We start from the raw sequence: 26,884 nt of genomic DNA, 5'->3' as shown, positions 1-26,884 counted from the left end.
TCATCGATCATGAAAAACCAATCAATCATAAAAACTCCTGGCCGATTTAAGCTTCAATATAGAGGGGTTGACTGCTTAAACTGCGGCCACCCTCTTGATTTAAGCGATAAATATTGCCCCAATTGCTCTCAAGCCAACAGCACCAAGAAGCTAACACTATTAGATTTTTTTGAGGAATTTTTCTCAAACTATTTCTCATATGATTCTAAACTGTGGCAAACACTTGCGGCACTCTTACTTAAGCCTGGTAAAATCACAAGAGAATATATTTCTGGCAAACGCTTGTCATACACAAATCCTTTCCGTTTTTTATTAAGCTTATCAATTATCTACTTTTTAATCATAAGTTTTAATAGTGAATTTGAATCCTTAAATAAATATGGTAGTGGCAATAGAATGCCAACTTTCGATATAACGAAGCAACGAAACACTTATGAATTTGAAAATGAAGAAGAAAAAAAAGCAGCTTTGGCAGCTATTGATTCCATAAAACTTCAAAAATTTAACGGAGATATAATAAGCGTAAAAGATTCTACCATACTTTCAAATCCCAAAAAATATTTTAAAGAAATCAAAGACGATGGATTTTTCTATAAATATGGCAGTAAAATAGATTTCTTCACTACCGTAATAAAAAGAGATACTATCTATAGCTTGGATGAAAGTGTTATCAAATATGACATTACACCTAATCTAGAAAATAAAATGACCTTTAACCTCGCGCAAAGTTTGGTAGAAATCGAAAAACATCCAGGAACTTTTTTCAACTCCCTCATATCTAAATTACCAATTGCTACATTTTTCTTTCTTCCGTTCTTTTCTTTTTTCGTTTGGATGGTCTATATCAGAAAAAAATACACTTACACCGATCATTTAATCTTTAGTTTTCACAATCAATCGTTATTATTTATCTTGCTCATTGTTAGCAATTTGATTAACGCAGTATTCAATATTGGCAGTGAAGGAGTATTTTTATTTATATTCGCAATCTACCTTTACAAAGCAATGCGAAATTTCTATCAGCAAGGAAGAGTTAAAACGATTATAAAATATATTTTCCTAAACTCAATATTTTTTATCTTAGGAGGTATAGCTATTACAATATTAATAACTGCAAGCGTTTTTACATATTAATTATGATGATAACACAGGTAACCAAAGGCATTAAAATATCGGTACAGACTAGTTTTGAAGGCACGTTCTTTAAAAACTATAAAATGCACTATGCGTTCGGTTATACTATTACCATTGAGAATCAAAGTAAAGATGCTGTTCAATTAACTTCTCGTCATTGGAAAATTTATGACTCTTTAAATGACATGGAAACCTTAGACGGTGAAGGCGTTATTGGTGAAAAGCCGGTAATTCAACCTGGTGATTCTCATACCTATAACTCTGGATGCTTACTAACCTCACCTATTGGAGCTATGAAAGGTCATTACAACATGACTCATCTTAGCAACTCTGAAAAATTCAGAGTATATATTCCTACATTTAAATTTAGCGCCCCTTTTGCTCTAAACTAAATCCTTTTAACCTTCTATTAGTTTTAAGTCCAACTCCCTTTTAGTACCTTTGGTCAACTTTTTAATTTAAAAATATTGACAATGGGTAAAGGTTTTTTCCAAGTTCCTACAGCTATTAATGAACCAATTAAAAGCTACGCACCTGGCTCTTCAGAAAGAGAAGCTGTTTTGGAACAATACAAAACATATTTTAACGGCAATGTAGATGTTCCTATGTACATAGGTTCAAAAGAGGTTCGAACAGGTAATACAAAACCTATGTCGCCACCTCACGACCACAAACACATTGTTGGTACTTACCATACTGCCGATAAAAAAAACGTGCAAGCCGCAATAGATAATTGTTTAGAATCTAGAAACGCTTGGGCTAATTTAGCCTGGGAGCAACGCGCTGCCATATTCTTAAAAGCTGCCGAATTAATTGCCGGGCCTTATCGCGCTAAAATTAATGCGTCTACTATGATAGCTCAATCAAAAAATATTCACCAAGCGGAGATTGACGCTGCTTGCGAATTGATTGACTTTTTACGTTTTAACGTAGAATATATGTCACAGATATATGCCGAACAACCTGATTCTGCAGAAGGTATTTGGAACCGTGTCGAATACAGACCTTTAGAAGGGTTTGTTTATGCAATTACTCCATTTAACTTTACAGCAATAGCAGGTAACCTTCCTGCAAGCGCTGCGATGATGGGTAATGTCGTTGTTTGGAAACCTAGCGATAGTCAAATATTTTCGGCAAAAGTTATTGTTGACATTTTTAAAGAAGCAGGTTTACCAGACGGAGTTATCAATGTTGTTTATGGCGACCCAGTGATGATTACAAACACTATTTTGGCCAGTCCTGATTTTGCAGGAATCCATTTCACAGGTTCAACGCATGTTTTCAAAGAATTATGGAAACAAATTGGAAATAATATCCACACTTATAAAACCTACCCAAAAATAGTTGGTGAAACTGGTGGTAAAGATTTTATACTTGCACACCCGACCGCAAACACAAAGCAGGTTGCTACCGCTATTTCTAGAGGTGCCTTTGAATTTCAGGGTCAAAAATGTAGTGCAGCATCAAGAGTATACTTGCCAAAATCTACATCTAAAGAGATATTAGAATTTGTAAAAGCAGATATCGAATCGTTTAACAAACCTGGATCGCCAGAAGATATGAGCAATTTTATCACCGCGGTAATTCATGAAGGTTCTTTCGATAAATTAGCGAAATACATAAACCAGGCGAAAGAAGATGAAAATGCCGAGATATATGCCGGTGGTAGTTTTGATAAATCTAAAGGATATTTCATAGAGCCAACAGTTATTGTTACTACCGATCCAAAATACACAACAATGGAAACCGAACTTTTCGGACCCGTTGTTACGATTTATGTATATGATGATAAAGATTGGAAGGAAACCTTGCAATTAATAGACGGAACTTCAGAATATGCTTTAACAGGCGCTCTACTTTCAAATGACAGATATGCTATTGAAGAGGCTACAAAAGCATTACAAAATTGTGCTGGCAATTTCTATATCAATGATAAACCAACCGGCGCTGTTGTTGGCCAACAACCTTTTGGCGGTGCAAGAGCATCTGGAACAAATGATAAGGCTGGATCAGCTCAAAACTTATTAAGATGGGTATCCCCTAGATTAATAAAGGAAACATTTGTAACTCCAGTAGATTATAGATATCCATTTTTGGGATAATCAAACTTAAAAGGCTGAATTTAAATTCAGCCTTTTTTTTGATATTTTATTTAAATAAGGGTAATATTACACTATGATAATTTTTACTTTATCAATCTTAACACACTAATTATGAATAAGTTACTATTAATTGCAGTTCTTTTCTCTGGCGCGTTTTCTTATGCTCAAGAAGAGTTGACACAGAACACCATTAAGGCTGTTTTAATCGGAAACCAAGATCAAGTAATACAACTTGCAGAAGCTTTTCCTGAAGATAAATACGACTGGAGACCTGCAGAAGGAGTTAATTCTGTTGGCGAAGCGCTTTTACATGTTGCAACCGCTAATTACTTTCTGGCTTCTAAACTAGGGTTTGCACCACCAGAAGATGTTGACATGATGTCTTTAGGTAAAATCATTGGAAAGGAAAATATCATAGCAACCTTAAAAAAATCAAATGATTTTGTTCTCGAAAAAATCACTATGGTTGAAGATAGTGCTTTAAACGAGGAAGTTGATTTCGGATTTATGAAAATGAACAAATTAGGCGGACTTCTAACAATAATGGAGCATAATGGTGAGCACAAGGGTCAATTAATTGCTTATGCCAGATCTAATGGTGTTGTTCCGCCATGGAGCGAATAAAATTTACTAATAATGAATTATTAGCCTTCAATCATTTAAATGATTGAAGGCTTTTTTTATTCGTAACCCATCGCCTCCCTTATTAATTTAAGAATTTCACTTATTGAATTACCTCAGAATACCAGATTTAATTATCAAACCTTTCACCATTTAATTTCTCAATAATTTAAGTACAGCTAAAATATTGGAAACATTTAAAGTAGCCAAACACAATTTCAATGTAAATTTAACGTTAATTAATTGTAAATTAAATGCTATTTTCAGAACTTTATAACTCATTTAAAATCAAATTCTTATGAAAACACAAAAGACAAACACGCAAATTAGTAGTTTCCAATTTCTAAGTTGGAAATCTATTAAACTATTTGTTCAAAAATACAGAAGGGCATATTACCAGGCATTTAGTCTTTAAATTTGACATAAACACTGTTAAATTATCCTTTAAATTTTAATGGCAGATAGACCAATTTCTTTGTTTCAAAAAAATCTTCTTTGAAATAATCCGTTAATTGATAGATTTCGGCAGTTTTATAGTCCTTAAGCTCATCAAGCAAATCACCACCCTTTAAGTACAATATTCCGTTACGAATAGAATGTGCAGATTCCTTTTTTATCTTTCCTTTTATCCAATGCACAAAGGTTGGCATCGCAGCAACAGCCCTACTGACAATAAAATCGAACTGACCCGGAACCTCCTCTACTCGAGCATTAATAGTTTTCACATTAGCTAACTGCAATCCTTCAACTACCTCATCAACTACTTTTATTTTTTTTCCAATAGAATCAACTAACGTAAAATGAACTTCAGGAAACAAAATAGCCAGAGGAATACCAGGAAAACCTCCACCTGTTCCTACATCAAGAATTTTTGAACCATCTTTAAAAGATATAAATTTGGCTATTCCTAGAGAATGTAAAACATGCCTTAAGTAGAGTTCATCGATGTCTTTTCGAGAAACCACATTTATCTTTTGGTTCCAATCCTTATAAAGTTCCTCTAGTCTTTCAAATTGTTCTTTCTGATTTATAGATAAATTGGGAAAATATTCAAATATGGTTTCAACAGTCATCCTTATCTTTGTAAATAGAAATTATTAGTATATTCACTATTGCAAAGATTTAGCTTTTAATTAAGCTATCAAACTATTATAGATTCAATTACATATTATTAAGTAAAAGATTTCCTAATTATGGAACAAAATACCATACGATTTCCCAGAACAGATTCTGCAAAGTTTTTTAAGACTTTGAATAGTAGGGTCAATGATTATTTTAAAACGAATAAATTAAAAAAAACAGGTAATTGGAGACTTCACATTAAAACTTTTGTGATGTTCTCATTATTTCTCGCACCTTATTTTCTAATCTTAACTTTAGGATTGCCAAACTGGGCTAATTTTCTTTTGACCATTGTCATGGGCGTAGGTATGGCCGGGGTTGGCATGAACGTTATGCATGATGGCAATCATGGTGCTTACTCTAATAAAAAATGGGTGAACAAATTAATGGGCAGCAGTATTTATATACTCGCCGGAAATGTTTATAACTGGCAGGTACAACACAATGTTCTTCACCATACCTATACCAATATTCATGAACATGATGAAGATATGGAAGCAGGTAGAATATTACGTTTTTCTAAACATGCCGAATGGAAAAAACATCATAAATTTCAACATTTTTATTCTGTCTTATTGTACGGTCTACTTACCTTCAATTGGGCCATTACCACCGATTTCCAACAAATGTATAGGTACATGAAGCGTAAATTATCATATGGTAAATTACCAAGTGCCACCATGAACTGGAGCACTCTAATCATCACAAAATTGCTATACATAACAATTTGGATTGTTCTACCCATGTTAATTTTGGACATTGCCTGGTGGAAAATTCTAATTGGTTTCTTTTTAATGCATTATGTTGCAGGCGTTATATTAAGTATAGTTTTCCAACTTGCCCATATTGTTGATGATGCCGATACGCCATTGCCAGACGAATCTGGTACAATGAAAAATACTTGGGCTATTCACCAACTATTCACTACCGTAAATTTTGGTACAAAAAATAAATTAGTGAATTGGTTTACAGGCGGATTAAATCATCAAGTTGAGCACCATATATTTCCTAACATAAGCCATGTTCATTACACAAAAATTTCGAAAATTGTGAAACAAACAGCGCAAGAATTTAATTTGCCATACCACGAGTATAAAACTACCAGAAAAGCTATAATTTCGCACTTCAAACATTTAAAAGAATTAGGCAAGGAGCCTACATTACAATATTAGAAATTTATAGCACCCATGAGCAATCAACTTTCGGATAGAATAAACAGCGTTACACCGTCAGCTACTTTGGAAATGGCCGCAAAGGCCCGTGAATTAAGAGCATCAGGAAAAGACATCATAGGTTTAAGCTTAGGCGAACCAGATTTTGAAACTCCAGATTACATAAAAGACGCAGCAATACAAGCAATTAATGATAACTACAATTCCTATTCTCCGGTAGATGGATATGTAGATTTGAAAAAGGCAATTATAACAAAATTCAAAAGGGATAACAACCTAAGTTATGAGCTTGCTCAAATCGTTGTTTCCACTGGTGCAAAACAGTCATTATACAATGTTGCCCAGGTTATTTTAAACCCTGGTGATGAAGTTATTTTACCTTGCCCTTATTGGGTAAGTTATAGTGACATTGTTAAATTGGCAGATGGTATTCCTGTAGAAGTGCCAACTTCTTTGGAAAATGATTTTAAAATGACTCCAGAGCAATTGGAAGCAGCTATAACGCCAAAAACTAAAATGTTATGGTATAGCTCACCTTGCAACCCAAGTGGATCTATATATAGCAAAAAAGAATTGCGTGCACTTGCTGATGTTTTAATAAAACACCCACAAATCATAGTTGTTAGTGATGAAATTTACGAGCATATTAATTATGGAGTAACCAAACATGCCTCAATGGCTGAATTTGATGATATGTTCGATCGTACAGTTACGGTTAATGGTGTAGCAAAAGCATTTGCTATGACTGGATGGCGTATTGGATATATCGGCGCACCTGCTTACATTGCCCGTGCAACCAACAAACTTCAAGGTCAAGTTACCAGTGGTGCCAATTGTATTGCTCAACGTGCAGTTATAACAGCTTTAGAAGAATCACCTGACCGTATTCAATTCATGGTTGATGAATTTAAAGAACGTCGCAAGTTAATTTTAGGCTTGTTAAATGAAATAGATGGTTTTAAATGTAATGAGCCTGAGGGTGCATTTTACGTATATCCAGATGTAACTGCCTTTTTTGGCAAAACATTAAACGGCACTAAAATCAATAATGCATCAGATTTCTCAATGTATATTCTAGAAGCAGCTAATGTAGCAACAGTTACTGGTGATGCATTTGGCAATGGAAATTGTATTCGTATATCTTACGCCGCATCAGTCAAAGATATTAAAGAAGCGATTTCAAGAATAAAAGAAGCACTGAAATAATATTCAACACATTATAGAATAATAAAGTCCCTTTGATCAAAGGGACTTTATTTTTCAGTTATCTATCTCCTTATGTGCGTTTCCAGAAATAGGGCGTTAACAATATTAATACGGTAAAGAGTTCTAGTCTACCTGCCAACATTAAAAAGCCACACCACCATTTCGCCAATACTGGCAAACTATTAAAATTACTTACTGGGTTTAGACTACCCAATGCAGGACCAACATTACCTAACGATGATGCCGCACCACCAATAGCCGATTCAAAATCTAACCCTAAAAAACCTAATACAAGCGCACCAATAATAAAGAGCAACATATACAGCACAAGGAAGCCTATAATGTTATAAACGATTTTCTCCTTTACTGTTTTATTGTTGTACCGTACTGGTATAATGGCATTAGTATGTAATGTTCTTTTAAATTCTAACACACCGTTTTTAATAATCAATATGTGACGCATTACCTTAATACCGCCAGCCGTAGAACCTGCAGAGCCACCTAAGAAGAATAACCCAAAAAAGAATATGGTTAAAAAAGGGGTCCATTGCGTAAAATCTGCACTTACGAAACCAGTTGTAGTGATTACTGAAACTATTTGAAACAATGCATGCCTAAACGAACTTTCTGCTTTACCCAAAACCATCGGATAACCAGGAGTTATATCTGTTATGTTTGCTTTAAAATAAATAACCAACGCTACTATAATCGTAAACACAATTACGAAGCCAGCATAATATCGAAACTCTTCATCTTTAAACACCTTCTGTACTTTACCTTTAAAAGCAAAATAGCTTAACACAAAATTACTACCTGCTAAAAACATGAAAAAGATAATGATATATTGAATTAATGGTTGATCATTCCAATAAGCAATACTTGCATTTTTAGTAGAAAAACCACCGGTAGACAGTGTCGCCATTGCATGATTTACGGCATCAAAAAATGACATTCCGGCAATTTGCAATAGAATTGTTTCCGCAATGGTATATCCAAAATAAATAAGCCAAAGTCGCTTAGCCGTATCGGTAATTCGAGGGTGTAATTTATCTGCGCTTGGCCCAGGAGCTTCTGCAGAAAAAAGCTGCATACCCCCTATTCCTAATAATGGCAAAATAGCTATAGCCAAAACGATGATACCCATTCCCCCAATCCAGTGGGTAAGGCTTCGCCAAAAAAGAATACCTTCTGGCATTGCTTCTATATCATCCATAATAGAAGCCCCTGTGGTGGTATAACCCGATACTGTTTCAAAAAAAGCATTCGTAACATCAGGTACCACTCCAGAAAATAGATAAGGCAACATACCTGAAATAGACATAATTACCCATCCAAAAGTAACGATAATGTAGCCCTCTTTTTGCTTTACTTCTTTCTTATGCCCACGAGTATAATACATTGAAAAAACCCCAACAAACATGGTCGTTATTGATGCCAACGTAATGCTTAAAGTAGCACCATCTTGATAAAAACCACTTACCACCGCAGCCAAAAGCATAAAGCCTCCGTTACAAAGCAACAGCAGCCCCATTAAATGAAATATGATTCTTAAGTTAAGCCGCATTTTAAAGGAACATTCGTTCAATTTTTGATATCTCAGAAGGCAAACAACAAACCACTACTCGATCACCCTCTTGGATTTTGAATCCACCTAGCGCAATATGACCAACGCCATCTCTTACGACACCACCAATAGTTGCTGCTTTAGGAAAATTTAATTCCCTTATTGTCGCCCCGGTCACCTTAGAATTCTTTTTAACTATAAACTCTAAAATTTCGGCATTTAAATTATTCAAACGCATTAAGGCTACTACTTCGCCTTTACGAATATGTCTAAAAATATTATTAGCAGCTAAAAGTTTTTTATTGATCAAGGTATCAATCCCGATAGAATGAGAAAGTTGAAAATAATCCATGTTTTCAACCAAGGCAATGGTCTTCTTTATGTTCTTAGATTTTGCAACTAAGCATGACATTATATTGGTTTCCGAATTACCTGTCACCGCAATAAAGGCATCCATGGACTCTAAGCTTTCCTCATCTAACAATTCAACATTTCTGCCATCACCATTAATTACTAAGGCATTAGGCAATTCATCTGCTAAGTCAAAAGCTTTTTCCTTGTTCTTCTCTATCAACTTAACATTGAACTTATTGGCACAAAGGTCTCTGGCTGTTTTATAACCTACCTTACTACCTCCCAAAATCATGACATTTTTGATTTCAGCCTTTTTTTTACCCGTTAGCTTGTAAAGTTCATCAACCCCTTTTTTTACAGTAATGAAATATACTTGATCCCCTTCTTTAAATAAGGTATCTCCTCTTGGTATAACAGTATATTGAGTACCTGTTCGCTGAAGTGCAATAGGCATAAAGTGTAGTTCTGGAAATATATTAGCAGCTTCCTTCACCATTTTACCAACAAAAGGAGCGGATTTTATCAAGGAAACACCTACCATAATAAGCTCACCATCCTCAAACTCGTAAGTATCATTAAAGGCCGACTTATTAAGCAGCATTTGAATTTCAGTAGCAGCTAAAGCTTCAGGAGAAATCAATTCATCGATTCCCAATTCAGAAAATCGTAATAACTCCTTATTACTTATAAACTCGGTATTGGAAATTCTTGCGATAGTTCGCTTACAACCTAACTGTTTTGCCAGCATACACAATGTAATGTTGGTAGTTTCAGATGAAGTTACCGCAATAACCAAATCAGAATCTTGCACTTGCGCATCTCTAAGCACTGCTATAGAGGTTGCATCACCCTTTAACACACGTATATCTAAATGATTATCTGCATAAGCAAGACTTTCTTTATCGCTATCAATTAAGGTGATATCCTGTGATTCATAGGAAAGTAACTTAGCCAAATGAAAGCCAACTTCCCCAGCACCAGCAATTATAATCTTCATTTAATTTATTAGACCGCTAACTATCAAGGATTCTTTAAAAATTCTACACTTATTCTATATTAAGTACTCAGAAGTATCTTGAAAACAGTAGCATTTATTATGGCACAAAATTACATAAATTAATTAGTTTAAAACTTATTTTCAGTTCTTTAACCATTTAAGAAATAACCACTCTCATTAATTATAAAATTAGCCTTTCCTAAATCGTATCTTTGCAAAAAAAGCTTACAATGTCTAAAAAAGTAACCCCTTATAAAGATTCAGATTTAGGAAAAAAAGAACAGGTAACTAAAATGTTCGATACTATTTCCAAAAATTATGATGGTTTAAATCGTGTAATTTCATTTGGAATAGACATTAAATGGCGCAAAAAAGTTGTTGAAATATTAAAAAAAGAACATCCAAAATCTATATTGGATATCGCAACTGGAACAGGTGATTTAGCTATTGCGCTCGTTAATACCGGTGCTAAAAAAATTATTGGTCTTGATATTTCACCTGGCATGTTAGCCGTTGGCAAGGATAAAGTAAAAGATAAAAACCTCGACAATACTATTGAAATGGTTGTCGGAGATAGTGAGAGTTTAGTATTTGATGACAACTCTTTCGACGCTGTAACGGTATCTTTTGGTGTTCGAAATTTCGAAACGCTTAAAACAGGTATGGCCGAAATACTAAGAGTTTTAAAACCCAATGGGTCTCTTGTCATTTTAGAAACCTCGGTTCCTACAAAAACTCCATACAAACAAGGATATAAATTTTACACTAAATATATTCTTCCGCTTATTGGTAAATTGTTTTCTAAAGATAATTCTGCATATGGGTATTTAAGTGAATCGGCTTCCGTTTTTCCACATGGTGAAAACTTCAACAATATTTTACGCGAAATCGGGTTTATAGATGTAACGAACAAACCTCAAACATTTGGGGTGGCATCGATTTATATTGCGAAAAAGGCAAGTACAGCGCTTTAGATAGTTCGCTTTATTATTTTGATGACATACAATCGTAAACCTGGATATATGAAGAAATGGTTTTTTATAAGCCTAGCGATATTGTCTATGACTACTACGTTGAGTGCTCAATTCAACGAAAGCCCCATATTAAATAAACAAAACGAAGACAAGAAATTGTTGAACTGGGGATATTTCTTAGGTTTAAATCAATATGATTTTAAGATAGAGTACAAAGAAAATGCTCCCGACATTTTGGTTAGCAAAAGTTTCGGATTCAATGTTGGTCTTATTGGAGAATTGCGTCTTAATGAGTTTTTAGACTTACGATTTGAACCCGGACTGCATTATGGCTCAAGATTAATGGGCTTTACTGGTTTTGAAGATGAGCGAGATGCCATTAGAGAAGTAAAATCTACTTATATAAACTTCCCTGTTTTGCTTAAAGCCAGCACAAAAAGATTTGGAAACTTTAAACCTTTTGTAATTGGTGGCGGATCAAGAAGTCTTAACCTAGGCAGTAACGAAGAAAGCCTTGACGATAACAGTTCTGGTACGTTTAGAATGAAAAAATGGGTGTACAACTACGAACTTGGCTTCGGTATTGATTTTTACTTAGAATACTTCAAGTTTACTCCTTCCATACGTGGTGTTTTCGCAATCACCGATGAACTGGTACCGGATCAAGACCCAAATAGTCCATGGACAGGCAATATTGAGTCGTTAAAAACAAGAGGTCTCTTTATCAATTTTACTTTTGAATAAATTTCAGCAATTAGCAAAATTTTAAGTAGCTTAATCTAAAATGCTATCATTTAAAAAATTAGGCACCGCTATTTTCTAATTTCGTGTAGTAAAATAGCTGTTGCAGATGCTACATTTAAACTTTCTGTGGTAATACCACCAAATTGAGGTATTGCCAACTTTTCAGTGCATAATTGAGCAACAGAATCAGAAATTCCCTTTCCTTCGTTTCCCATTATTAAAATACCTTTTTCTGGTAATTTTAAATCGTTGACACTTACACCGTCCATAAATGCTCCATAAATGGGAAGTTCGCTAAAACTCAGAAACGCTTTTAACTCTGTATATCGTATATGAACTCGAGAAATCGAACCCATGGTCGCTTGAAGCACCTTTGGGTTATAGCAATCTACAGTTTGAGGAGAACAAATGATATCTACCACACCGAACCAGTCACACAGCCTAATGATTGTACCTAAATTCCCTGGATCCTGCACTCCATCAAGCACTAAAATCCAGTCTGACAGTATTTTTTGTTCCTGCTTGGGAATATGGAATACTGCAAGATACCCATTCGGATTTTTAAGACTACTTACTTGGCTAAGTTCCTTATTTGAAATTCGATTGACCTCTACTCCTTCTACATAAAAATCTTCAAAATCTACCGCAAATAATTTATAAAGTTCCATATCAGACTTCAAAACCTCCTCTATGGTTTTTTTTCCTTCAACAACAAAAAGGCCGTGTTCATTTCGGCATTTTTTTTGTTGTAGACTTTTGATAAGTTTCAATTCACTTTTGACAACCATTCAAATAATGTATTTTTGATTTATATGAGGATGGCACTTTGCTCCAAAAACAACATGGCTAAATTAAGCTTATTATCCCTATTGGCAATAGTCTTGCTATCCTGCAACTCGCTTAAAAAAGTTGAGGATGATGAATATTTGGTGGTAAAAAATTCCATTTATGCAGATTCCATAAAAATTAATAACGAAGAACTTCAAAGTCTTATATATCAAAAACCCAATTCAACTGTACTTGGTTACCCTTTAAGACTTAATTTATACAATTTAGCAAAAGAAAATCCCGATTCATCATTCAACGCTTGGCTATATAAAAAGGAGAACAGAAAAAAGAGATTAACCAAATTGCTATCGGCTAAACAAGTTGAACGTTTAGGAGAATCGTTTTTAGTATCAGGCCTGAGCTATTGGTTAGAAGATATAGGAGAGGCACCCACAGTTTTAGATACGACTAGAACGCGTCTTAGCTTAGCAAGGCTTAGCGCATATTATCAAAGTAAGGGTTATTTTACCAATAATACAACTTATGAAATTGACACGACCAAACAGAACAAAAAAGCCAAAATTAATTACCATATAGAACTTGGAGACCCTTATATCATAGATTCTCTTAGTAATAATATTTTATCAACAGCTATTGATTCTTTATATTTTCTAAATTCAGCCAACTCCATAATTAAAGAAGGACAACAGTTCGACTTATCTAATTTTAATAAGGAGCGTGAACGACTTACAGGTATCTTTAGAAATAACGGTATTCGAAATTTTCAAGAAAGTTCAATTACTTTTGATATTCTTAGGGACACCACAAAATCAGCTGATGATCAGAAGATGAACATCTCATTAAATATTGGAGATTTAAAAACCAGGGGAGAGAATGAAGTCACCACCTCTGCCTACAAGGTAGAGAAAATCAATAAAATCAATATTTATACAGATTATCTTTCAACGAACACAAAAGATTCATTGTATACAATAGATTATAGAGACTATACTATTCACTATTCTAAGAATTTCGATATAAAGCCAAAGACATTGGCCAATGCTATATTTTTTAAGAAAGATAGTATTTACAGAGATGTCGACAAAATAAGAACAAGTAGACAGCTTAACGCACTAAACATTTTTAAATATCCGAATATTATATTCGAAGCAGATAGTATAGGTAATCAGGTAAACACCAATATTTACTTGGCACCAAAATCAAAATATTCATTAGGAACAAATTTCGAAGTTAGCCGTTCTAACCTCCGAAGACTGGGAGTTGGCCTAGGTACTACCTTACTTATTAGAAACATTTTTAAAGGTGCTGAAAATTTAAGTATTTCCGCAGATGGCACTTATGGGCTTTTAAGCAGCAATACTTTTCAGGCTAATTACTTTTCAGAGTTTGGCGGTGACATTACCCTTGATTTTCCTCGTATCTGGTTTCCCTTTATTAATACAACCAAAATAATACCTAACTATACTTTACCCAAAACCAGAATCGCGATAGGTACAAGTTTTCAAAATAATATTGGTCTAGACAAGCAGACGTTTAATACTGTTTTGGGTTATAATTGGGTTCCGAGCGATTTTATCAACCATAACGTGGAGCTATTAAACATCCAATATGTACGTAATGTTAATAGTAGCAGATTTTTTAATGTGTATAGTAACACTTATGAACGGCTAGACGATATTGCAGATAATTATCAAACTGATCCTTTATTGTCAGATTTTTTTGAGGTAGAATCAGACTCGACCGACCCAAAGTTAATCATCCCTTCTGGCACCACAGGCTTTATCAATGCCACTAAAGACCGAACAGTATCTTCTACGACAGAGGATTTTACCAATATAAGTCTTATTGAAGAGCGAAGAAAACGCTTAACAGAGAATAATCTAATTTTTGCCACTAATTACACTTTCAACAAAACGAATAGAACAGGTATCATCGATAACAGTTTTTATCAGTTTAGATGGAAACTAGAAAGTGCTGGGAATCTTTTATCGGCTTTTTCATCTTTCGTTCCTTTTAATAAAAATGACCAAGAGCAACTATTAGTTTTTGGCGTGCCATTTTCTCAATACATAAAGAACGAATTTGAGTATATAAAATACTGGGATCTATCACGCTCAAATGTTTTAGCGGCACGAGCATTTTTTGGTATTGCAATACCATATGGAAACTCTGACAACATCCCTTTTGTCCGAAGTTATTTTGCAGGTGGGTCAAATGACAACCGTGCGTGGTTCCCATACTCTTTAGGGCCTGGTAGTGTTTCCGCAGTTAATGATTTCAATGAAGCTAATCTAAAACTCGCATTAAACTTAGAATATAGATTCCCTATTGTAGGTGATGTAAACGGTGCGATTTTTGCCGATGCCGGTAACATATGGAATGTATTAGATAACGTTGAAGACCCTAACGCCACTTTTGACAGTTTTGCTTCTTTAAAAGATATCGCACTAGGCACAGGGCTTGGCTTACGGTACGATTTCACATACTTTCTGTTTCGACTAGATTTGGGTTTCAAAACCTACAACCCTGCTGAAATTCAGTCAGAAAGATGGTTTAAAGATTATAATTTCGCTAACTCTGTTTTACAAATAGGTATCAACTATCCGTTTTAAATATAATTGTTTTATTACTTTTGTTTTTCATTTTTTTAGAAACTAATAGACCAAATAATTATGGCTCATAATATCAAACCGGGAGTTGCTACCGGAGACGAAGTTCAAGCAATATTTAATTACGCAAAAGAAAAAGGGTTTGCATTACCAGCTGTAAACGTTATAGGTTCTGACACCATTAATGGTGTTTTAGAAACGGCAGCAACTCTTAACGCTCCTGTAATTATCCAATTTTCAAATGGGGGTGCGCAATTCAATGCTGGAAAAGGACTTTCTAATGAAGGGCAAAATGCAGCAATACAAGGAGCTATAGCAGGCGCAAAACACGTTCATCAATTGGCTGAGGCATACGGTGCTGTTGTTATTTTACATACAGATCACTGTGCTAAAAAATTATTACCATGGATAGACGGGTTATTAGATGCAAGTGAAAAACATTTTGCTGAAACTGGCAAGTCTCTTTTTAGCTCGCATATGATCGATCTTTCAGAAGAGCCTTTAGAAGAAAACATAGAAATATGTAAAGGGTACCTAGAGCGTATGAGCAAAATGGGAATGACTCTAGAAATCGAACTTGGCATAACAGGCGGCGAAGAAGATGGTGTTGATAATTCTGATGTAGATGATTCTAAATTATATACTCAACCAGAAGAAGTTGCTTATGCTTACGAGGAACTTTCTAAAGTAAGTCCGAGATTCACCATTGCTGCTGCATTTGGTAATGTACATGGTGTTTATAAGCCAGGTAATGTGAAATTAACTCCGAAAATTCTTAAGAATTCTCAAGAATACATTACAAAGAAATATGGTGTTGAACATAATCACATTGATTTTGTATTTCATGGTGGTTCCGGATCTACTGTTGAAGAAATTAGAGAAGGTATCAGCTACGGTGTTATAAAAATGAACATTGATACAGATTTACAGTATGCATTTCTAGCAGGTGTTCGTGATTATATACAAGACAATAAAGACTATTTACAATCACAAATCGGCAACCCTAAAGGAGCTGACGAGCCTAACAAAAAATATTACGACCCAAGAGTTTGGTTAAGAAAAGGTGAAGTAACCTTTATCGAACGTTTGAAAAAAGCATTTGAAGACTTAAATAACGTAAATACGCTTTAATTTACTTCAAGGTAATCTATAAATGGAAGATATGACGGCTTGGTTTAAAAGAAAAGAAAAAGGAATACAGACTTCAACTGAAGAGAAAAAAGACACACCAAAAGGTCTGTGGTATAAATCACCAACAGGCAAAATTGTTGAATCTGAAGATTTGGCCAAAAACTTTTATGTAAGCCCAGAAGATGATTACCATGTTAGAATAGGCAGTAAGGAATATTTTGAAATTTTGTTCGACAACAATAAGTTTACCGAACTTGATGAAAAACTTTCCTCAAAAGACCCCTTAAAATTTGAGGACACCAAAAAATATAGTGAGCGTTTAAAAGCGGCGCAGAAGAAAACAGGACTTAAAGATGCTGTCAGAACAGGATACGGAAAATCTTTCGGTAAAGACATAGTAATTTGCTGTATGGATTTTAAATTCATTGGTGGTTCTATGGGAAGTGTCGTTGGTGAGAAAATCGCTCGCGGTATCGACTATGCTATTAAAAAGAAAACACCATTCATGATGATTTCAAAATCTGGTGGGGCACGTATGATGGAAGCTGCACTTTCATTGATGCAACTTGCAAAAACATCTGCTAAGTTAGCTCAGTTATCTGAAGCTGGTTTACCCTACATTTCGCTTTGTACCGACCCTACTACTGGTGGTACAACAGCATCATATGCTATGCTAGGCGATATCAATATTGCAGAGCCGGGAGCGCTAATTGGTTTTGCAGGTCCGAGAATTGTTAAGGATACTACTGGTAAAGAATTGCCTGAAGGCTTTCAATCATCTGAATTTTTATTGGAACATGGTTTCTTGGATTTTATCTCACATAGAAAAGATTTGAAGAAAAAAGTTAACCTATATATCGACTTAATACAGAACAATCCTGTTAGGTCATAATAATGTCTATTTATTTCTTGAATTGTAATAGTTTCTTATTTCAAAAAAAGAGTATCTTTGCGCCCTGATTGAAAATCAATCACGTACATAAAAATCATTAAAATAATATTGGAATGTATTTAACTAAAGAAGTAAAAGCCGAGATTTTTAAAAAATATGGTGGTAAAGAAGGCAACACAGGTTCTACAGAAGGCCAAATTGCTTTATTCACACACCGTATCAATCACTTGACCGGTCACTTGAAAAGAAATCATAAAGACTACAATACTGAGCGTTCACTTGTGAAGCTAGTAGGTAAAAGAAGAAGTCTTCTTGATTACATGATTAAAAATGATATTGTAAAATACAGAGAGCTAATTGTAGAGCTTGGTATTAGAAAATAATATTGCAAAAAAAGGGGGATAGTTAACTATCTCCCTTTTTTTTAAATTACTCCAAGCCTTGGGAGATTTAACCAATCATTGGTAAAGGCGAACACAAAAAGCTACACACGGTTTTTCATTGGTCAACACAACAACACAACAACTCCGACCAGAGAAAATTTAGTCGGAAAGACCATTGTTTAACAAATCTGCAATACGCAGATTTTAATCAAATTTTATGATTCCAAAAGTATTTAAAGAGGTCATAGACCTTGGCGACGGTAGGGAAATTTCTATCGAAACCGGTAAATTGGCAAAACAGGCTCACGGCTCTGTTGTTGTTCAGTCAGGAAAATGTATGTTATTATGTACAGTTGTTTCCAATTACAAACAAAGTGATGTGGACTTTCTTCCACTTACGGTAGATTACCGTGAAAAATTTGCTGCCGCAGGTCGTTACCCTGGTGGTTTCTTCAAAAGAGAAGCAAGACCCAGTGATGGTGAAGTATTGACCATGCGTTTGGTGGATCGTGTTTTACGTCCATTATTTCCAAAAGATTACCATGCAGAAACGCAAGTGATGATTCAATTAATGTCTCATGACGAAAACGTTATGCCAGAAGCTATGGCCGGTTTAGCTGCATCTGCCGCTATTCAATTATCAGATTTTCCTTTTGAATGCCCAATCTCTGAAGCTAGAGTCGGTCGTGTAAATGGAGAATTTATCATCAACCCAACTAGAGCACAATTAGCAGAGTCTGACATCGATATGATGATCGGGGCATCAGCTGATTCTGTAATGATGGTTGAAGGTGAAATGGATGAAATTTCTGAAGAAGAAATGGCAGAAGCTATAAAATTTGCTCATGAAGCCATTAAAGTACAATGTGCTGCACAAGTAAAATTAGCTGAAGCATTCGGCAAAAAAGAAGTACGTGAGTACGCAGAAGAAAGAGAAGATGAAGATTTAGCGAAGAAGATTCATGATATGGCATATGATAAAGTTTATGCTATAGCAAAAGCTGGTTCTGCCAAACACGAAAGAAGTGCTGCTTTTTCTGAAATCAAAGAAGAAATCAAAGCAACATTCTCAGAAGAAGAATTAGCAGATTATGGTGATTTAATATCTAAGTATTATTCGAAAGCCGAAAAATCGGCTATTAGAAATTTAACTTTAGATGAAGGTTTACGTTTAGATGGTCGTAAAACAGATGAAATTAGACCGATCTGGTGTGAAATTGATTATTTACCATCAACTCACGGTTCAGCAATTTTCACAAGAGGTGAAACTCAAGCATTGGCAACTGTAACTTTAGGAACTTCTAGAGATGCAAATAAAATAGACATGCCATCTCATGAAGGTGAAGAAAATTTCTATTTACATTATAACTTCCCTCCTTTTTGTACAGGTGAAGCAAGACCGTTAAGAGGAACTTCTAGAAGAGAAGTTGGTCACGGTAACTTGGCGCAACGTGGTTTAAAAGGAATGATTCCTGCTGATTGCCCTTATACAGTACGTGTAGTGTCTGAAGTATTAGAATCTAATGGTTCTTCTTCAATGGCTACTGTTTGTGCAGGTACAATGGCATTGATGGATGCCGGTGTTCAAATGATAAGACCTGTTTCTGGTATTGCTATGGGATTAATTTCTGATGCAAAAACTGGAAAATATGCTGTTCTTTCTGATATTTTAGGTGATGAAGACCACTTAGGTGATATGGACTTTAAAGTCACTGGTACTTCTGAAGGTATTACTGCTTGTCAAATGGACATTAAAGTAAAAGGATTGTCTTACGAAATTTTAGTAAATGCACTAAAACAAGCAAGAGAAGGTCGTTTACATATCTTAGGTAAAATAACTGACACTATTTCTACACCAAATGCTGATGTTAAGGAACATGCACCTACTATGGTTACGCGTAGAATTCCTAACGAATTCATTGGTGCTTTAATCGGACCTGGTGGAAAAGTAATTCAAGAGATGCAAAAAGAAACTGAGACCACTATCGTTATAAACGAGGATCCAGTAACTGAAGAAGGTATCGTTGAAATTTTAGGTGTAGGTCAAGCTGGTATTAATGCTGTTATGGCAAAAATCGATGCTATATTGTTCAAACCTACCGTAGGAAGTGTTTACGAAGTAAAAGTAATCAAAATGCTAGATTTTGGTGCTGTTGTTGAGTATATGGATGCACCAGGAAACGAAGTTCTACTTCACGTTTCTGAATTGGCATGGGAAAGAACTGAAAATGTAACCGATGTGGTAAACATGGGTGATGTATTTGATGTGAAATATTTCGGCCTTGATCCAAGAACAAGAAAAGAGAAAGTTTCTCGTAAAGCTCTTTTACCAAAACCAGAAGGTTTTGTAGAAAGACCGCCACGAGATGACAAACGAAGAGATGACCGTCGTGGAAACGATCGTAACCGTGACCGTGATAGAAAACCAAGAAGAGATTAACTCTTTGTAAGTTTAAAAAGTAAGCCTCGACATATATGTCGAGGCTTTTTTTATGCATTTCAACAGAAATACAAAGTTTTTTACCTTCAATTGTAACATTCGGAAGTTTTTTACGTATAAGTATATGCAGTCTATGCAAATTGAACTTAATTTATTTTAATGAGACAGCTTAAGATTACAAAACAGGTCACCAATAGAGAGACCGCATCTTTGGACAAGTACTTACAAGAAATTGGAAAAGTTGACTTGATTACCGCTGATGAAGAAGTAGAGTTGGCACAACGCATCAAGGCAGGCGACCAGATCGCTCTTGAAAAACTTACAAAAGCCAACCTCAGATTCGTGGTTTCAGTTGCTAAGCAGTACCAAAACCAAGGCCTTACTTTGCCAGATTTAATTAACGAGGGAAACCTTGGGTTAATAAAAGCTGCACAGCGTTTTGACGAAACGCGGGGATTCAAATTCATCTCCTACGCCGTATGGTGGATCCGTCAATCTATACTACAAGCTTTGGCAGAGCAATCTCGTATTGTTCGTTTGCCATTGAACAAAATTGGTTCTATCAATAAGATTAACAAAACTTTTGCTTTTCTAGAGCAAGCGCATGAAAGAATGCCTTCTCCTGAAGAAATCGCAAAAGAATTGGATATGACCGTTGAAGATGTGAAACAATCTTTGAAAAACTCAGGTAGACACGTATCTATGGATGCGCCTCTTATCGATGGTGAAGATTCTAACCTTTATGATGTACTTCGAAGTGGCGAATCTCCAAATCCAGATAGAGAACTTTTACACGAGTCTTTACGTACCGAAATTGAGCGTGCATTAGAAACATTGACTCCACGTGAGGCAGATGTTATTCGTTTGTACTTTGGCCTTGCAGGTCAACATTCTATGACTCTTGAAGAAATTGGTGAAACTTTTGATCTAACAAGAGAAAGAGTACGTCAAATTAAGGAGAAAGCGATTAGAAGATTAAAGCACACTTCTAGAAGTAAAATATTAAAAACTTATTTGGGTTAAAAATCCTTAGCGTTCAAGCTATAGAAATTACACGTTAAATATATCCTAAATTGGTTTTATGGCATATTAATTGTAATTTTAACGATAACAACAGTTATCATGACTGTTCGTTTTTTGATTGATGAATAAACTCCGGCTGATTACCGGAGTTTTTTCATTTATAATAGTTAGTAAAAGAATTCGACCTATAATAACTGCCAACGATCGCCCACAAATTAATCTTCCTTATATTAGAACATTATCGTAAAGTATCAATGAAACAATTCTTTGTATTTATAATGAGTATTACCCTTTTAGGTTCTTGTAAAAAACAAAACGCAGATTTTAACAGTTACCCAACGCCTGTAAATGAAAACCTTTGGACTAATTATTCTAAAGAATCAACCTTATTTAAATTATGGTCCCCTAGTGCCGAAGAAGTTACCCTCCGATTATTTAAAACCGGCAATGATTCCAATTCTTTCGAAACATTTTCTCTTGAATCTGCTAAAAGTGGTATTTGGCAAAAAGATGTAACTAAAGATCTTGATGGAATCTATTACACGTATCAGGTGAAAATAAATGGGAGATGGTTAGAAGAAACACCTGGCATGTACGCCAAAGCAGTTGGGGTAAATGGCAATAGAGCTATGGTTCTTGATTTGAACGCTACAAATCCTGATAAATGGGTAAAAGATAAAGGTCCAGAAGTAAGCCATTTAAACAAAGCTATTATTTACGAGCTCCATATAAGAGATTTGACCATCCATCCTGAATCAGGTTCATCCTTACCAGGCTCATATTTAGGATTGGTGGAGGAAGGCACAAAAGGGACTGATAATATTTCTACCGGTATAGACCATTTAAAGGAATTAGGAATAACCCATGTGCATTTATTACCCACTTTTGACCATTATTCGATTGACGAGACAAATTTAGATACACCTCAATATAATTGGGGCTATGACCCACATAACTACAATGTGCCTGAAGGCTCGTTTTCATCAGACCCATTTAATGCTGCAGTTAGGATTAAGGAATTCAAGCAAATGGTGAAAGCCTTTCATGATAATGACATCGGTATTATACTAGATGTAGCCTACAATCATACCGGCAAGACAGAAGAAGCTAACTTCAACCAAGAAGCACCAGGCTATTACTATCGACATTGGCAAGATGGCACTTATGCCGATGCGGCAGCTTGTGGTAACGAGACAGCCTCTGAACGTGCTATGATGCAAAAATTCATTTTAGAATCTGTTACGTATTGGACTAAAGAATATCATGTTGATGGTTTTCGAATCGATCTTATGGGAATTCATGACATCACAACAATGAATAAAATATCTGATGCGGTCAAAAAAATAAATCCCGATGTATTAATATATGGTGAAGGATGGACTGCAAAAGACTCACCCTTACCAAAAGAAAAACGCGCACTTAAAAAACACATGAAGCAATTACCTCAAATTGCTGCGTTTAGTGATGATATTCGTGACGGTATTAAGGGCTCTGTTTTTGAAGATGAAAGTACCGGTTTTGTAAGTGGTGCAAAAAACACTGAAGAATCTATAAAATTTGGAGTTGTAGGCGCCATTCAACATCCTCAACTCGATTATGAAAAAGTTAACTATTCAGATGCTCCATGGGCATTAGAACCTTGGCAGTCTATCAATTATGTTTCTTGTCATGACAACCATACCTTATTCGATAAATTAAAAATTTCAAAACCTAAAGCAGATACCGAAGAACTTATTGCAATGGGTAAATTGGCTAATGCCATAGTTTTGACCTCTCAAGGAACTCCATTTCTTCATGCTGGCGTTGAAATGCTTCGAACTAAAAATGGAGAACATAACTCATATAACCTCCCAGATAGTATCAACCAAATTAATTGGAATTGGAAAACTGAACATAAGGAGGTATTTGAATATTACAAAAATCTAATCTCACTTCGTAAAGCCCATCCAGCATTCTACATGAAAAATGCCGCAGATGTAGTAAATAATTTATATTTTCAGACTGTTAAAGATGGAATTGTTACTTATACTATTGAGGATAATGCCAATAATGATGATTGGAAGAATATTTTAGTTATTTATAACGCGAACAATAAAACAATCTTTCATGAGATAAAAGGAACTTGGCAAGAAGGTGTATCAGGCGATAACTTCGATTTAGAAGGAAAAAGAACCTTAAAAAATAAAATAGAAGTTCCCGCCTTATCCATGTACATTGCATTCCAGAAATAACCCAATCACATAATCATACTAATAGTACATTGATGAATCCTGAAACCCAACCTAATAATCCGTTACATGGTGTTAAACTAGTCACTATGCTAGAAGAACTTACTGAAAAATATACATGGGAAGATTTGGCAGGACAAATAAATATCAACTGTTTTAAAAGTAATCCATCAATTAAATCCAGTTTAAAATTTCTTAGAAGAACACCGTGGGCACGAGAAAAAGTGGAGCATTTATATTTACAATCCTTTAAAAAATAATGAGTTTTAATATTGTATTAATAGAACCCGAAATACCTAATAACACGGGTAATATTGGCAGATTGGCGCTTGCCACAGGATCTACACTTCATCTAATTAAGCCATTTGGTTTCGAACTTAGTGATAAACGCCTAAAACGGGCTGGTCTAGACTATTGGCAGCACTTAAACGTAATCATTTACGAAAATGTGGAATCGTTCTTCGAACAACATCATGATAGAGAAATGATTTTCTTTACTGCTACCGCCAAACGTAACCATTGGCAGGTAGATTATAAAGATGAAATGTTTTTAGTTTTTGGGAAAGAATCTGTTGGGCTATCTAAATCAATCTTAACGCATCATCAAGACAAAACAGCTAAAATACCCTTATACAGTGAACATATTAGGAGTTTAAACTTAGCAAATGCCGTGGCCATTTCAATTTATGAAGGATTACGTCAATTAGACTGATAATTACACTATGTTACTTTGTATCTTTAAGTAACCAATTATCAGAAATCATGACCAATACCAACAACCGATTCGTAATTATTATCCTTACTTGTTTGCTATTCTCCTGCAATGAGAAAGAAAAAGAAATAGTAGAGGAAACTAGTATCGAATTTAACACTCCAAAAGATTTTGCACTCGAAGAAATTTATCATCCTAGCAATAATGAACAAGGCTCGTGGGTAGCATTGGCACAGGGCAATGAAAATACAATGTTTGCTTGTGACCAGTATGGTAAATTATATCAATTTAAAACTCCTAAAATTGGAGAAATTCTCAATACGAGCGATGTAATTCCTTTAGATTTAGAAATTGGGGAAGCACATGGCTTACTGTGGGCATTTAATAGTTTGTATGTTGCAGTTAATAAAAATTGGGATGACGAAATCTCAGATGACCAAGAGAATGGCAGCGGCATCTACCGTATAACCGATTCTAATAATGACGGGAAATTAGATACCGTAAAAATGCTTCTTAGATTAGAAGGAAGCGGAGAACATGGCCCACATAGTTTTACATTATCACCAGATGGAAAAGAGATTTATTTCATTGCCGGCAACCATACTTTAATTCCTGAAAGTGTAAAACAAAATAGTCGTATTCCGACCAATTGGGGAGAAGATAATTTGTTCACTCCGTATTTAGATGCCAGAGGCCATGCAAATGATATAAAGGCACCAGGTGGATGGATAACAAAATTTAATCCTGATGGGTCATCTTTTGAATTAATTTCCGTAGGTTTTAGAAATCCTTTTGATATGGCTTTCAATTCAGATGGTGAACTTTTCGCATATGATGCCGACATGGAATGGGATATTGGTATGCCTTGGTATAGACCTACAAGAATTTGCCATGTTACTAGTGGTAGCGAATACGGTTGGCGAACAGGATCTGGTAAATGGCCTGCCTATTATCCAGATAATCTACCTGCGGTTCATAATTTAGAACAAGGATCTCCAACTGCAGTTTTATCGACCTCTTCACTGAATTTTCCTGAAAGATATAAAAACGGACTGTTAGCAATGGATTGGAGTTTTGGCACCGTTTATTTTATTGATTTAATTGAGAAAGAAAGCAGTTATGAAGCCAAAAGGGAAGAATTCTTATCAGGAACTCCCCTACCCTTAACAGATATGATTGCTGGTAATGATGGTAATTTATATTTTGCAACTGGCGGTCGTCGATTAGATTCTCACCTTTACCGTCTAAGATATACAGGCGCAGATACAACCGTTACCTCTCAGGTGAATTCAAATAATACACAAGAACGAAATCAGCGTAAACAAATAGAAGAGTACCATGTAACTGTTTCTACAATAGGCACAGAATTGGCATGGGAGCATTTAGCAGATAAGGATCGATTTATTCGATACGCCTCTAGAATTGCCTTAGAACACCAACCTTTAGATTCTTGGTTAGACGATTATAAAAAGGAATCTGACAACAGAAAAATTATTGAAAGTAGTATTGCTTTAAACCATCAGGGGGATAAGCAACTTCAATCGTTAATTTTGAAAAAATTAATGGCAATACCTATTACAACTTTAGATGCTGAAAGCCAGATGGATTTACTTCGCACATATTCTCTAAATTTCATTAGAATGGGAATGCCAAACAAGGGCGAGAAACAAAAACTTATAAAGATTTTAAGCCCTTTATTTCCTGCAACGGAAAGTGCAGTAAGCAAAGAATTGGCTCAGATACTTTTATACCTAGAAGCTGACGGTATAGTTAAAAAACTCGTAGAGAGACTCGAATATCATACAGCTCAAAAAACAGTTACAAAGGGTGTTAAAATGCTATCTAATGAAGCCACCTTGCGTAGCGAAGAATACGGGCCATTAATTAGAGATGTTATCGCTAAAATGCCGCCAAGTGAAGCTATTTATTTCGGTATGCTATTAAGCAATGCCGAAAATGGATGGAACAAAGATTTAAGAACACGTTATTTTTCTTGGTATTTTGATGTGCTAGGTTCTAAGGGCGGTATGAGCTTTAAAGCCTATATGGAGAATGTAAGGCAACGAGCTCTGTCTCATGTCCCAGAAAAAGAAAGAGATTATTTTCAAGAAATTTCCGGAGTATACTCTCCATCCAGTGCAGTGGCAGATTTACCACAACCTTTTGGACCGGGTAAAAATTACACTGGCGAAAATATGGGAGATGTCGTTTGGGGCGGCTTAGATAACTACATAGGCAATATAAAAGCAGGTAAAAGAGCATTTGCTTCGGCAAACTGTGTATTGTGTCACAGAATGCGTGGTGAAGGTGGTGCTGCAGGCCCTGATCTTACCCAAGCACATACAAAATTCAGCACCTATGATTTGATGTTCGCTATTTATAGTCCGAACGATGAAATTTCAGACCAATATGCAAATACCCTTTTTCATTTAAAGGACGACGCGAAACTGGCTGGGCGAATTAAATCTGAAGCTGGAGATTCTATCGTGATAATGCCAAATCCGTTCAATGAAAGCTACACCGTTAGCATTGCCAAGAATGCCATTCTAAAAAAAGAGATATCACCGGTATCACCAATGCCACCAGCTTTATTGAATAGATTAAATGAACAAGAGGTCGTAGATTTATTCGCATATATCATTGCCGGTGGAGATGAAAACCATAAGATATATACTGGAAAAGAATAG

The 26,884-nt window shown here is 35.3% G+C and carries 22 protein-coding genes; 18 read left to right on the top strand and 4 right to left on the bottom strand.

Annotated elements, in window-relative coordinates; genetic code table 11:
* Positions 1-9: 9 nt before the first annotated feature.
* The 4 genes from AACZ41_RS15555 to AACZ41_RS15540 all read left to right on the top strand — a co-directional run bounded on the left by AACZ41_RS15555 (position 10) and on the right by AACZ41_RS15540 (position 3,860).
* Positions 10-1,134: a DUF3667 domain-containing protein gene (locus AACZ41_RS15555; protein ID WP_339629525.1), complete on the top strand. Its 1,125-nt coding sequence runs from the start codon at positions 10-12 to the stop codon at positions 1,132-1,134.
* A 5-nt stretch (positions 1,135-1,139) separates the two neighbouring features.
* Positions 1,140-1,526, top strand: coding sequence for a Co2+/Mg2+ efflux protein ApaG (gene apaG / locus AACZ41_RS15550; protein ID WP_339629543.1), 387 nt, complete (start codon positions 1,140-1,142; stop codon positions 1,524-1,526).
* Between the two features lie 81 nt (positions 1,527-1,607).
* Positions 1,608-3,236, top strand: a complete 1,629-nt coding sequence (pruA, locus tag AACZ41_RS15545; RefSeq protein WP_339629524.1) for an L-glutamate gamma-semialdehyde dehydrogenase — start codon at positions 1,608-1,610, stop codon at positions 3,234-3,236.
* Between the two features lie 111 nt (positions 3,237-3,347).
* Positions 3,348-3,860: a DinB family protein gene (locus AACZ41_RS15540; protein WP_339629523.1), complete on the top strand. Its 513-nt coding sequence runs from the start codon at positions 3,348-3,350 to the stop codon at positions 3,858-3,860.
* 434 nt (positions 3,861-4,294) lie between these two features.
* Here AACZ41_RS15540 and rsmG read toward each other — a convergent pair whose 3' ends face one another.
* Positions 4,295-4,930, bottom strand: coding sequence for a 16S rRNA (guanine(527)-N(7))-methyltransferase RsmG (rsmG, locus tag AACZ41_RS15535; protein WP_339629522.1), 636 nt, complete (start codon positions 4,928-4,930; stop codon positions 4,295-4,297).
* A gap of 120 nt (positions 4,931-5,050) precedes the next feature.
* On the opposite strand from rsmG, the gene AACZ41_RS15530 reads away from it, so the two are divergent.
* Both AACZ41_RS15530 and AACZ41_RS15525 read left to right on the top strand, forming a co-directional pair.
* Complete coding sequence (locus AACZ41_RS15530; RefSeq protein ID WP_339629521.1) at positions 5,051-6,151, top strand: acyl-CoA desaturase; 1,101 nt, start codon at positions 5,051-5,053, stop codon at positions 6,149-6,151.
* Between the two features lie 15 nt (positions 6,152-6,166).
* A complete protein-coding gene (locus tag AACZ41_RS15525) occupies positions 6,167-7,357 on the top strand; it encodes a pyridoxal phosphate-dependent aminotransferase (protein WP_339629520.1) in 1,191 nt (396 codons plus the stop codon).
* A gap of 70 nt (positions 7,358-7,427) precedes the next feature.
* Here AACZ41_RS15525 and AACZ41_RS15520 read toward each other — a convergent pair whose 3' ends face one another.
* Together AACZ41_RS15520 and trkA are read right to left on the bottom strand one after the other, a co-directional pair.
* Positions 7,428-8,921: a potassium transporter TrkG gene (locus AACZ41_RS15520; RefSeq protein WP_339629519.1), complete on the bottom strand. Its 1,494-nt coding sequence runs from the start codon at positions 8,919-8,921 to the stop codon at positions 7,428-7,430.
* Between the two features lies 1 nt (position 8,922).
* A complete protein-coding gene (gene trkA / locus AACZ41_RS15515; protein WP_339629518.1) occupies positions 8,923-10,272 on the bottom strand; it encodes a Trk system potassium transporter TrkA in 1,350 nt (449 codons plus the stop codon).
* Between the two features lie 230 nt (positions 10,273-10,502).
* Here trkA and ubiE point away from each other — a divergent pair, with 230 nt between their 5' ends.
* Both ubiE and AACZ41_RS15505 read left to right on the top strand, forming a co-directional pair.
* A complete protein-coding gene (gene ubiE / locus AACZ41_RS15510; protein ID WP_339629517.1) occupies positions 10,503-11,246 on the top strand; it encodes a bifunctional demethylmenaquinone methyltransferase/2-methoxy-6-polyprenyl-1,4-benzoquinol methylase UbiE in 744 nt (247 codons plus the stop codon).
* A gap of 48 nt (positions 11,247-11,294) precedes the next feature.
* On the top strand, positions 11,295-11,990 hold the full coding sequence (locus AACZ41_RS15505) for a porin family protein (protein ID WP_339629515.1): 696 nt from the start codon (positions 11,295-11,297) through the stop codon (positions 11,988-11,990).
* A 68-nt stretch (positions 11,991-12,058) separates the two neighbouring features.
* On the opposite strand, the gene AACZ41_RS15500 is transcribed toward AACZ41_RS15505, so the two are convergent.
* Entirely contained in the window at positions 12,059-12,778 is a 720-nt protein-coding gene (locus AACZ41_RS15500; protein ID WP_339629514.1) for an RNA methyltransferase, read from the bottom strand.
* A 54-nt stretch (positions 12,779-12,832) separates the two neighbouring features.
* Here AACZ41_RS15500 and AACZ41_RS15495 point away from each other — a divergent pair, with 54 nt between their 5' ends.
* The 10 genes from AACZ41_RS15495 to AACZ41_RS15450 all read left to right on the top strand — a co-directional run bounded on the left by AACZ41_RS15495 (position 12,833) and on the right by AACZ41_RS15450 (position 26,884).
* Entirely contained in the window at positions 12,833-15,391 is a 2,559-nt protein-coding gene (locus tag AACZ41_RS15495; RefSeq protein ID WP_339629513.1) for a BamA/TamA family outer membrane protein, read from the top strand.
* A gap of 60 nt (positions 15,392-15,451) precedes the next feature.
* Positions 15,452-16,519 carry a class II fructose-bisphosphate aldolase gene (gene fbaA, locus AACZ41_RS15490; RefSeq protein WP_339629511.1) on the top strand — a complete coding sequence of 356 codons (1,068 nt, stop codon included), beginning with the start codon at positions 15,452-15,454 and terminating at the stop codon, positions 16,517-16,519.
* 31 nt (positions 16,520-16,550) lie between these two features.
* Positions 16,551-17,411 (top strand): acetyl-CoA carboxylase, carboxyltransferase subunit beta, encoded by an 861-nt coding sequence (gene accD, locus AACZ41_RS15485; protein ID WP_335638411.1) that lies wholly within the window; start codon positions 16,551-16,553, stop codon positions 17,409-17,411.
* 113 nt (positions 17,412-17,524) lie between these two features.
* Positions 17,525-17,794 (top strand): 30S ribosomal protein S15, encoded by a 270-nt coding sequence (gene rpsO, locus AACZ41_RS15480; RefSeq protein WP_091626475.1) that lies wholly within the window; start codon positions 17,525-17,527, stop codon positions 17,792-17,794.
* Positions 17,795-18,011: 217 nt separating this feature from the next.
* Positions 18,012-20,234 carry a polyribonucleotide nucleotidyltransferase gene (locus AACZ41_RS15475; RefSeq protein WP_339629509.1) on the top strand — a complete coding sequence of 741 codons (2,223 nt, stop codon included), beginning with the start codon at positions 18,012-18,014 and terminating at the stop codon, positions 20,232-20,234.
* Between the two features lie 159 nt (positions 20,235-20,393).
* Positions 20,394-21,257 carry a sigma-70 family RNA polymerase sigma factor gene (locus AACZ41_RS15470; RefSeq protein ID WP_027067982.1) on the top strand — a complete coding sequence of 288 codons (864 nt, stop codon included), beginning with the start codon at positions 20,394-20,396 and terminating at the stop codon, positions 21,255-21,257.
* Positions 21,258-21,511: 254 nt separating this feature from the next.
* Positions 21,512-23,488, top strand: coding sequence for a type I pullulanase (gene pulA, locus AACZ41_RS15465; protein ID WP_339629508.1), 1,977 nt, complete (start codon positions 21,512-21,514; stop codon positions 23,486-23,488).
* Positions 23,489-23,520: 32 nt separating this feature from the next.
* On the top strand, positions 23,521-23,745 hold the full coding sequence (locus AACZ41_RS15460) for a VF530 family protein (RefSeq protein ID WP_339629507.1): 225 nt from the start codon (positions 23,521-23,523) through the stop codon (positions 23,743-23,745).
* Positions 23,745-24,197, top strand: a complete 453-nt coding sequence (locus tag AACZ41_RS15455) for a tRNA (cytidine(34)-2'-O)-methyltransferase (RefSeq protein ID WP_339629506.1) — start codon at positions 23,745-23,747, stop codon at positions 24,195-24,197. Before AACZ41_RS15460 ends, AACZ41_RS15455 begins: the two co-directional genes overlap by 1 nt.
* A gap of 50 nt (positions 24,198-24,247) precedes the next feature.
* Complete coding sequence (locus AACZ41_RS15450; RefSeq protein WP_339629505.1) at positions 24,248-26,884, top strand: c-type cytochrome; 2,637 nt, start codon at positions 24,248-24,250, stop codon at positions 26,882-26,884.

The organism is uncultured Maribacter sp., from assembly GCF_963974015.1.
Classification (GTDB): domain Bacteria; phylum Bacteroidota; class Bacteroidia; order Flavobacteriales; family Flavobacteriaceae; genus Maribacter.
This window is presented reverse-complemented; position numbering and strand designations above follow the sequence as displayed.

Bases quoted from the DNA above. Each gene is read 5' to 3' on its own strand.
- AACZ41_RS15455 (WP_339629506.1), top strand. From the start codon at position 23,745: ATGAGTTTTAATATTGTATTAATAGAACCCGAAATACCTAATAACACG.
- AACZ41_RS15520 (WP_339629519.1), bottom strand. From the start codon at position 8,921: ATGCGGCTTAACTTAAGAATCATATTTCATTTAATGGGGCTGCTGTTG.
- pulA (WP_339629508.1), top strand. From the start codon at position 21,512: ATGAAACAATTCTTTGTATTTATAATGAGTATTACCCTTTTAGGTTCT.
- trkA (WP_339629518.1), bottom strand. From the start codon at position 10,272: ATGAAGATTATAATTGCTGGTGCTGGGGAAGTTGGCTTTCATTTGGCT.
- AACZ41_RS15470 (WP_027067982.1), top strand. From the start codon at position 20,394: ATGAGACAGCTTAAGATTACAAAACAGGTCACCAATAGAGAGACCGCA.
- accD (WP_335638411.1), top strand. From the start codon at position 16,551: ATGACGGCTTGGTTTAAAAGAAAAGAAAAAGGAATACAGACTTCAACT.
- apaG (WP_339629543.1), top strand. From the start codon at position 1,140: ATGATAACACAGGTAACCAAAGGCATTAAAATATCGGTACAGACTAGT.
- AACZ41_RS15495 (WP_339629513.1), top strand. From the start codon at position 12,833: ATGGCTAAATTAAGCTTATTATCCCTATTGGCAATAGTCTTGCTATCC.
- rsmG (WP_339629522.1), bottom strand. From the start codon at position 4,930: ATGACTGTTGAAACCATATTTGAATATTTTCCCAATTTATCTATAAAT.
- AACZ41_RS15540 (WP_339629523.1), top strand. From the start codon at position 3,348: ATGAATAAGTTACTATTAATTGCAGTTCTTTTCTCTGGCGCGTTTTCT.
- AACZ41_RS15450 (WP_339629505.1), top strand. From the start codon at position 24,248: ATGACCAATACCAACAACCGATTCGTAATTATTATCCTTACTTGTTTG.
- AACZ41_RS15500 (WP_339629514.1), bottom strand. From the start codon at position 12,778: ATGGTTGTCAAAAGTGAATTGAAACTTATCAAAAGTCTACAACAAAAA.
- AACZ41_RS15475 (WP_339629509.1), top strand. From the start codon at position 18,012: ATGATTCCAAAAGTATTTAAAGAGGTCATAGACCTTGGCGACGGTAGG.
- AACZ41_RS15555 (WP_339629525.1), top strand. From the start codon at position 10: ATGAAAAACCAATCAATCATAAAAACTCCTGGCCGATTTAAGCTTCAA.
- rpsO (WP_091626475.1), top strand. From the start codon at position 17,525: ATGTATTTAACTAAAGAAGTAAAAGCCGAGATTTTTAAAAAATATGGT.
- AACZ41_RS15525 (WP_339629520.1), top strand. From the start codon at position 6,167: ATGAGCAATCAACTTTCGGATAGAATAAACAGCGTTACACCGTCAGCT.
- pruA (WP_339629524.1), top strand. From the start codon at position 1,608: ATGGGTAAAGGTTTTTTCCAAGTTCCTACAGCTATTAATGAACCAATT.
- AACZ41_RS15460 (WP_339629507.1), top strand. From the start codon at position 23,521: ATGAATCCTGAAACCCAACCTAATAATCCGTTACATGGTGTTAAACTA.
- ubiE (WP_339629517.1), top strand. From the start codon at position 10,503: ATGTCTAAAAAAGTAACCCCTTATAAAGATTCAGATTTAGGAAAAAAA.
- AACZ41_RS15530 (WP_339629521.1), top strand. From the start codon at position 5,051: ATGGAACAAAATACCATACGATTTCCCAGAACAGATTCTGCAAAGTTT.
- AACZ41_RS15505 (WP_339629515.1), top strand. From the start codon at position 11,295: ATGAAGAAATGGTTTTTTATAAGCCTAGCGATATTGTCTATGACTACT.
- fbaA (WP_339629511.1), top strand. From the start codon at position 15,452: ATGGCTCATAATATCAAACCGGGAGTTGCTACCGGAGACGAAGTTCAA.